This is a genomic window from Variovorax sp. 20P10.2.4, assembly GCF_058244205.1.
Genome location: NZ_JBZAYE010000355.1, coordinates 1 through 7,583 on the forward strand (window position 1 = coordinate 1; position 7,583 = coordinate 7,583).

Annotated in this window: 8 protein-coding genes and 1 tRNA gene; 3 read left to right on the plus strand and 6 right to left on the minus strand. The window is 69.4% G+C overall.

All coding sequences use genetic code 11. The annotated features are described in order from the left end of the window. Both AC27VN_RS26560 and AC27VN_RS26565 read left to right on the plus strand, forming a co-directional pair. The coding region (locus tag AC27VN_RS26560) for an alpha/beta fold hydrolase (protein ID WP_490878468.1) at positions 1-814 on the plus strand (814 nt) is incomplete at its 5' end. Positions 815-903: 89 nt separating this feature from the next. Beyond that, positions 904-1,332 carry a DUF1810 domain-containing protein gene (locus AC27VN_RS26565; RefSeq protein WP_490878469.1) on the plus strand — a complete coding sequence of 143 codons (429 nt, stop codon included), beginning with the start codon at positions 904-906 and terminating at the stop codon, positions 1,330-1,332. A gap of 1 nt (position 1,333) precedes the next feature. On the opposite strand, the gene chrA is transcribed toward AC27VN_RS26565, so the two are convergent. Further along, positions 1,334-2,578, minus strand: coding sequence for a chromate efflux transporter (chrA, locus tag AC27VN_RS26570; RefSeq protein WP_490878470.1), 1,245 nt, complete (start codon positions 2,576-2,578; stop codon positions 1,334-1,336). A 260-nt stretch (positions 2,579-2,838) separates the two neighbouring features. On the opposite strand from chrA, the gene AC27VN_RS26575 reads away from it, so the two are divergent. Beyond that, positions 2,839-3,129 carry a hypothetical protein gene (locus AC27VN_RS26575; RefSeq protein WP_093353745.1) on the plus strand — a complete coding sequence of 97 codons (291 nt, stop codon included), beginning with the start codon at positions 2,839-2,841 and terminating at the stop codon, positions 3,127-3,129. Between the two features lie 85 nt (positions 3,130-3,214). Here the strand turns inward: AC27VN_RS26575 and AC27VN_RS26580 are convergent. The 5 genes from AC27VN_RS26580 to AC27VN_RS26600 form a co-directional block, all read right to left on the minus strand. After that, positions 3,215-3,290, minus strand: a tRNA-Phe gene (locus tag AC27VN_RS26580). 81 nt (positions 3,291-3,371) lie between these two features. Continuing rightward, positions 3,372-4,073: a response regulator gene (locus tag AC27VN_RS26585; protein WP_057596622.1), complete on the minus strand. Its 702-nt coding sequence runs from the start codon at positions 4,071-4,073 to the stop codon at positions 3,372-3,374. Between the two features lie 72 nt (positions 4,074-4,145). Next, entirely contained in the window at positions 4,146-6,461 is a 2,316-nt protein-coding gene (locus AC27VN_RS26590; RefSeq protein WP_093353743.1) for a sensor histidine kinase, read from the minus strand. Next, positions 6,458-7,096, minus strand: a complete 639-nt coding sequence (locus AC27VN_RS26595; protein ID WP_093353741.1) for a DUF4390 domain-containing protein — start codon at positions 7,094-7,096, stop codon at positions 6,458-6,460. Before AC27VN_RS26595 ends, AC27VN_RS26590 begins: the two co-directional genes overlap by 4 nt. Then, the coding region (locus AC27VN_RS26600; RefSeq protein WP_490878471.1) for a 16S rRNA (cytosine(967)-C(5))-methyltransferase at positions 7,077-7,583 on the minus strand (507 nt) is incomplete at its 5' end. The genes AC27VN_RS26595 and AC27VN_RS26600, both read right to left, overlap by 20 nt.

Sequence of the window (7,583 nt, forward strand, 5' to 3'; positions counted from 1 at the left end):
CGTCACCAAGGACGGCACGCAGCTCTACTTCAAGGACTGGGGCAGCGGGCAGCCCGTGGTCTTCAGCCATGGCTGGCCGCTGAATTCCGACAGCTGGGAATCGCAGATGCTGTTCCTCGCCTCGCAGGGCTTCCGCACCGTGGCGCACGACCGCCGCGGCCACGGCCGCTCGAGCCAGCCGTGGAACGGCAACGACATGGACACCTACGCCGACGACCTCGCCACCGTCATCGAGACGCTGGACCTGAAGAACGTGGTGCTGGTCGGCTTCTCGACCGGTGGCGGCGAAGTCGCGCGCTACATCGGCCGCCATGGCACGAAGCGCGTGGCCAAGGCCGCGCTGATCTCGGCCGTGCCGCCGCTGATGCTCAAGACGGCCGCCAACCCCGGTGGCCTGCCGATCGAGGTGTTCGACGGCCTGCGCGCGGCGCAGCTCGCGAACCGCTCGCAGTTCTACAAGGACGTGCCCTCGGGTCCCTTCTTCGGCTTCAACCGGCCCGGTGCCAAGCCCTCGCAGGGCCTGATCGACTCGTGGTGGGCGCAGGGCATGCAAGGGGGCCACAAGAACACCTACGACTCGATCAAGGCCTTCTCGGAAACCGACTTCACCGAGGACCTGAAGAAGTTCGACGTGCCCACGTTGATCGTGCACGGCGACGACGACCAGATCGTGCCGATCGGCGCCGCAGGCCTGGCCTCGGCCAAGCTCGTGAAGAACAACAAGCTGATCGTCTATCCCGGCGCGCCGCACGGCCTGACCGATACGCACAAGGACCGTTTCAACGCGGACCTGCTCGCGTTCATCAAGTCCTGAACGGGACATCCGGCGCGCGGGCTTGACGCGCGCGCCGGGCTTGCGTCTGATGCGGGCATGCACGCGCCGCATCCACCAAGGACCTCGAGATGACATCGATCCCCTGGGACCTCGAACGCTTCGTGAGCGCGCAGGACCCGGTGTACGCCGAGGTCTGTGCCGAGCTCGCCGCGGGGCGCAAGCGCAGCCACTGGATCTGGTTCGTGTTCCCGCAGCTCGCGGCGCTCGGACGCAGTTCGACGGCGCGCTTCTTCGGGCTCGAGGGCATAGCTGAGGCAACGGCCTATTGGGCGCATCCGGTGCTCTCGCAACGGTTGCGGCAGTGCACGCAGCTCGTGCTCGACGTGCAAGGCAAGAGCGCGCACCAGATCTTCGGCTCGCCCGACGATCTGAAGCTGTGCTCGTGCATGACGCTGTTCGAGGTCGCCGCGCGCGGCGAGCCGGTCTTCGGCGAGGTGCTCGCGCGCTACTACGGCGGGGTGCGCGACGAAGCGACGCTCGCGCTGCTCGGCGCCTGATTCAGAGCGCCATCATCCCGCCGGCGACAGCCGCCAGCGCGACCACCAGCACCGGCGACATGCGCCCCCAGACCAGCAGCCCGAAGGCTGCGAGCGCCAATCCGAAATCGGCGCGGGTGTGGATGGCGCTGGTCCACACCGGGTCGTAGAGCGCGGCCACCAGCACGCCGACCACGGCCGCGTTGACGCCGGCCATCGCGCGCTGCACACCTTCGCGCTGGCGCAGCGTCTCCCAGAACGGCAGCGCACCCGCCACCAGCAGGAACGCGGGCAGGAAGATCGCGAGCAGCAAGGCCAGTCCGCCGAGCCAGCCGCCGAAGGGGGCGGGCATGACAGCGCCCAGGAATGCGGCGAAGGTGAACAAGGGCCCCGGCACCGCCTGCGCGGCGCCGTAGCCCGCGAGGAAGACATCGTTCGACACAAGCCCGCTCGGCACCACCCCGGCCTGCAGCAGAGGGAGCACGACGTGCCCGCCGCCGAACACCAGAGCACCGGCCCGGTAGAAGTCGGCAACGACGGCAAGCCCTGGCGAGTGCCATGCGGCGGCCACGAAGGGCAGCGCCACGAGCAGCACGACGAACAGCCCGAGCAGCACGGCGCCGGTCGTCTTGCCCACGCCGTAGTCACGATGCCGGGCCGCGGGCAGAGGGACCAGCTGCAGTGCCCATCGGCCCACCACGCCACCCGCGGCGATGGCCGCGAGCTGCCCCCATGCCGAAGGCACCGCGAGCACCAGCAGCGCCGCGACGATGGCCACGCCCGCGCGCAAGCGATCGGGACACAAGGTCCTGGCCATGCCCCAGACCGCCTGCGCGACCACGGCCACCGCGACCACCTTCAGCCCATGCACGGCGCCCGACTGCGAGAGCGCGGACCACTGCGTGACGCCGGCCGCGAACAGCACGAGCGCCACGGCCGAAGGCAGCGTGAACCCGATCCACGCCGCGATCGCCCCACCCCAGCCCGCGCGCCCCAGCCCGAGCGCGATGCCCACCTGGCTGCTCGCGGGCCCGGGCAGGAACTGGCACAGCGCCACCAGGTCCGAGTAGCTCCTGTCGTCGAGCCAGCCGCGGCGTTCGACGAAGGCCGCGCGGAAGTAGCCCAGATGGGCCACCGGGCCGCCGAAGGAGCTGAGGCCGAGCTGGAGGAAGGCGAGGAAGACCTCGAGCACCGAGCCGCGTGCGCGGGCGGTGTCGTGGCCTTCATCGACGGAAGGGCCCGGGTCGGATTGCTGCTGCGGGTTCATGGAGGCGGCGCGGCAGTATCGGTCACGCCCATGAAAGTTCGACCGGCCCCGCATCGACAAGATGTCTCCCAGATCGATCGCCAGAATCCATCCGCCCACCTCTCCTCCTCCCTCGGGTGGGCTTCCTCCCTGGTCCCATGCGAGTACGGACCATTCGGCCCGCCTCGTGCGGGCTTTTTTTCGGCCCGCGTTCCACCGGCCTTTTTGACGCAAATGCGCGCGCGACAACGCCAACCGAATTCCGTAGGCAAAATCCAGGCATGCGAAACGTAGAGGGACTGTCAGACCGCGAGCTCGAGGAGCAGGCACGCGTCTGGCGCAAACGCGCGCTCGAGGGCGAGCTGCACGCCAGGGGCACGGCCCATCTGCTCGAGACCGAGGCCCGGCGCCGCGTCGGCTTGGCGCGCTTCGACCCCGATGCCCTCGACCTGCGCTCGCTCGCGGATCGGCAGTTTCTGCCGCACCAGGGGCTGGGCGGCAGGCTGCTCAAGGCCGGCATGCTCGCCGCGGGGATCACGCTGATTCTGCTGCTGCTCGTGGCCTATCGCTGAGCGGGCCCGCTCCCGCTGGCGCGCTCGAACCAACGCCCAAAGCAAAAGGCGCTGCAATTCGAAAAAGTTGCAGCGCCTTGCAATTTGGTGGCCTGGGGCGGAATCGAACCACCGACACGCGGATTTTCAATCCGCTGCTCTACCAACTGAGCTACCGGGCCTGGTATGGCACCTCACCGAATCACCGGGAGAACCGGCTTTGAGGCCTGTTCAACCACCGTGCTGCGGTGTGGAGCCTGCGATTATACAGCGCTTCTGCGGCCTCGCGAAAGATCCACACCAAGTTGTTTGAGCTTTCGATACAGATGGGTGCGCTCGAGGCCGGTCTTTTCGGCCACGCGGGTCATCGAACCGTTCTCCATCGCGAGGTGGAACTCGAAGTAGGCCTTCTCGAAACCGTCGCGCGCATCGCGCAGCGGACGATCGAGATCGAAGCTCTGCGTGGACTGCGGGCCCTGGTCGGGCACGGGCACCGACGCGAGCGACGCCATCAGCAGGCTGTCGCCGGTGGTGGTGATGGCGCTGGGCTGGCCATGGCCGGTGGGCGTGGGCACGACACCGGCCGCGGCGCGGCGTGCGCTCTCGCGCGCGAGGCCCTGCTCGACGGCCTTCAGCAGCTTCTGCAGGGTGATGGGCTTTTCGAGAAACGCGAAGGCACCGATGCGCGTGGCATCGACGGCGGTGTCGATGGTGGCGTGGCCGCTCATCATGATGACGGGCATCGTGAGCAGGCCCGCGGTGGACCACTCCTTGAGCAAGGTCACGCCATCGGTGTCGGGCATCCAGATGTCGAGCAGCACGAGATCGGGACGCGCACGCTGACGCGCGGCACGTGCCTCGGCCGCGTTCTCCGCGAGTTCGACGTTGTGGCCTTCGTCATTGAGAATTTCGAAGAGCAGGTCCCTGATGCCCAGCTCGTCATCGACCACGAGAATGTTTGCCATGAGTGCTGCTTGTTGTGTGCGCTGGTGTGTTGGTGCGACGGCCTCTTTCGGTCGCGCCGCGCGGCGGAAGACTTACTTCGAATCTTCGGTGTGAGCGGCCGCTGCCTGCGGCTCGCCTGCCAGCGCGAATGATAGCGAGACTTGCGCCCCGGCTATAGCCCCGTCGACGACGCGGTTGGACAGCTCGATGCGCGCGCCATGCTCGTCGGCGATCTTCTTGACGACCGCGAGCCCCAAACCTGTACCTTTTGTTTTCGTCGTGACGTAGGGCTCGAACGCGCGCTTGAGAATGTTCTCGGCGAAGCCCGGTCCGCTGTCCTGCACGGTGAGCCGCACGCGCTGTCCCGAATCGCCGAGCCGCGTGCGGATGACGACCTCGCCGCGCCGTCCGGTGGCACCGGCCGCGGCCTCGGCGGCATCCTGCGCGTTCTGCAGCAGGTTGTGGATGACCTGGCGCAGCTGCTGCGCGTCGCCGCGAATCGGTCGGCAGCGCTCGTCGGGTTCGAAGCGCAGCGCGATCGGCATGGTCTCGACGTTGTAGAGATGGAGCACGTCGACCAGCAGCGCATTGAGGTCGACGGGCTTGAGGTCGGCGGCCGGCAGGCGCGCGTAGTCGCGGAATTCGTTGACCAGCCGCTTCATCGCATCGACCTGGTCGACGATGGTCTTCACCGACTTGACCAGCACCGCCTGCTCGGGCGCGGCGACCTTGCCCGAGAGCTTCATCTCGAGCCGCTCGGCCGAGAGCTGGATCGGCGTGAGCGGGTTCTTGATCTCGTGCGCGAGACGCCGCGCGACCTCGCCCCAGGCCTGCGCGCGCTGCGCCGAGACGATCTCGGAGATGTCGTCGAACACCAGCAGCCGCGCGGCGCCCGGCAGCTCGGCACCGCGCGCCACGATGTTGATGGCGCCTTCCTGCTGCGGCAGGTCGGTGCCGGTGGCGTGCAGCTCGAAGGCATGCTGCCAGTGGTCGAGGCCATGCTGCATGCGCTCGACGAGGAAGTCCTCGAACTGCTGCTGCACGGCGGCGCCGAAGTCGGCCAGGCCGGGCACCTCGGTGAGCAGCTGGCCTTCGTAGGCCGCGAGCGGCGCGCGCAGCACGCGCGTGGCGCCGGGGTTGGTCGACAGCACGGTGCCGCCGGCATCGAGCACGATCACACCCGAGGTCAGGTTGTCGAGGATGGTCTGCAGGTTGGCGCGCGCGGCATCGAGCTGGCCCATGGTCTTCTCGACCGCGGTGCGCGCCTCGGCCAGTTGCTGCGTCATGACGGCGAACGAGCGCGTGAGGCCGCCGAGCTCGTCCTTGCCCTGCGACACGGCCGTGGGCCGCAGGTCGCCGGCGGCCACCTGGCGCACGCCGTCGGCCAGCACCAGCAGCGGCCGCGCGAGCTGGTTGCCGAACAGCACCGCGAGCAGCACGGCACCGAACACGGCGAGGAACAGGCTCAGCGTGAGCGTGCCGATGTACATGCGGCGCAGGCCCACGCGGCCGAGCGCGCGCTCCTGGTATTCGCGGTTGGCCTTGTCGACCGCGAGCGCGTTGGCCACCACGTTGGGCGGCAGCGGCCGCGTGACCTGCAGGAAGCGCGGCGCGGCATCGAGGTCGAAGCCCGGGCGCTGCACCATCGCGAGCGCCCGCACGGTGGCCGGCGGCAGCAGGATGCCCGGCGGCGGCTCGTCGAGTCCCTCGATGTGGGCGATCGCGCGGTCGGCGCGCACCTGGCGCAGCTGCTGCGGCGTGGGCCGCTCGGGATTGAGCTGGAAGCGCGACGCGCCCGCGGTGGCGATGAGCTGGCCCGCGTTGGTCCACAGCACCACGTCGGTGGCCTCGAGCTGGTCGCGGATGCGTTCGAGCGCGAGGCCCGCGCTGGCATCGGAGACCTGCGCGAGCTGGCCGCCGGCCGCGCGCGTCTTGGCCGCGAGGTCGTCGGACAGCGCATCGAGCGTGGCGCGCCCGAGGTTCAGGCCCGAGTTCAGCGCGCCCTCGACCTTGACGTCGAACCAGCTCTCGATCGAGCGCTCGACGAACTGGTAGGACACGACGTAGACCAGTGCGCCCGGCACCACGCCCACCAGCGCGAAGATGGCGGCGAGCTTGATCAGCAGCCGGCTGCCGAACTTGCCCTGTCGCAACCGGCGCAGCAGCCGGAACGCGACCCAGCCGATCACCAGCACCAGCACCACCGCCACCACGACGTTGATGCCGAACAGGCGCACGTAGTAGCGCTCGTAGAGCTCGCGGTTGTTGGTGGCCTGGGCCAGCAGGAACATCAGCACCAGGCCGATGGCGGTGACCAGCGCGGCGCCGACGCCCACGGCCCAGCGCATCGCGCGCGAGCGGCGCGCGGCGGGCGTGGCCGCGGCACCGCTGCGCGGCTTGGAACTCACCGCTGCTTCTCCACCGCCAGGCGCGCGCTGCGCTCGGCGGAGATGTTCCAGTCGGCCTGGCCGGCCACGCCGATCTGGAACGGCCGCGGCAGTTGCGAGGTGTCGAGCCGGAAGCGGAAGGTGACCTGGTGCAGCGGGTCGTCGCCGATCTCGGCCGGATCGCCCATGCGCAGCCGGCCCACGCGCCGCACGGCCTCGAGCGCATCGGCGAGGCTGTCGAAGTTCTGGTTCAGCGACAGGCTGAAGCTGGCCGAGCCCGACAGCGGCAGCGGCGAGATGTTGAGCCGCCAGCGGCGGGTCAGCGGCTGGTAGGCCAGCCGCATGTGGCGCGTGGCCTGCGCGACCTTGCGGTCGGTCCAGTACCAGCGCTCCTGGAACATCTCGGCCTCGGCCACGAAGTAGATCGCGATGCCCTTGTCGAGCACGTCCTCGACCAGCGCGGGCAGCTCGAACTGCACGGCGGCATTGAGGTAGACGGCATCGTCGGATTGCTCGAGCCGCATCTGGGTGACGGCGGCGGCGTTGCGCGTCTGGGCCAGCACGGGCGGCGCCAGCACCGTGACGAGCAGCACGACCACCAGCGCCAGCAGCACCAGCCACCGGGGCTTGCGCGGTTCAACCCGGGTGCTTTTCAAGCAGGGCGTAGAAAAAGCCGTCGTGGTCACCCAGGGGATTGTCCTGGACGGCACGGGCATTCGCCCCGCTTTGAGGCAGCAAATGCCCCGGCGATGGCCGCAATCGGGCGTCGGTGTTGTGTGCAAGAAACGCATCGATCTGTTGCGAACCCTCTTCCCGAAACACCGAACAGGTGCAGTAAAGCAGCCGTCCGCCGGGCCGGACCAGGGGCCATAGCGCCGCCAGCAGCGCGGCCTGCTGCAGGGCGAGCTGGGCGGTATCGCTCTCGCGGCGCAGCCAGCGCACGTCCGGATGGCGGCGCACGATGCCCGAGGCGGTGCACGGGGCATCGAGCAGGATGGCGTCGAAAGGCTGGCCGTCCCACCAGTCGGCGGGCCGTCCCGCGTCGGCCACCACCACCTTGGCCTGCAGGTCCAGGCGGGCCAGGGTCTCGTCGATGCGGCGGCTGCGCACGGCGTCGACCTCGAGCGCGGTCAGTTCGAGCGC

Coding starts and splice junctions, on each gene's coding strand:
- AC27VN_RS26585 (WP_057596622.1), bottom strand. CDS start 4,073: ATGGCAAACATTCTCGTGGTCGATGACGAGCTGGGCATCAGGGACCTG.
- AC27VN_RS26575 (WP_093353745.1), top strand. CDS start 2,839: ATGCGAAACGTAGAGGGACTGTCAGACCGCGAGCTCGAGGAGCAGGCA.
- AC27VN_RS26565 (WP_490878469.1), top strand. CDS start 904: ATGACATCGATCCCCTGGGACCTCGAACGCTTCGTGAGCGCGCAGGAC.
- chrA (WP_490878470.1), bottom strand. CDS start 2,578: ATGAACCCGCAGCAGCAATCCGACCCGGGCCCTTCCGTCGATGAAGGC.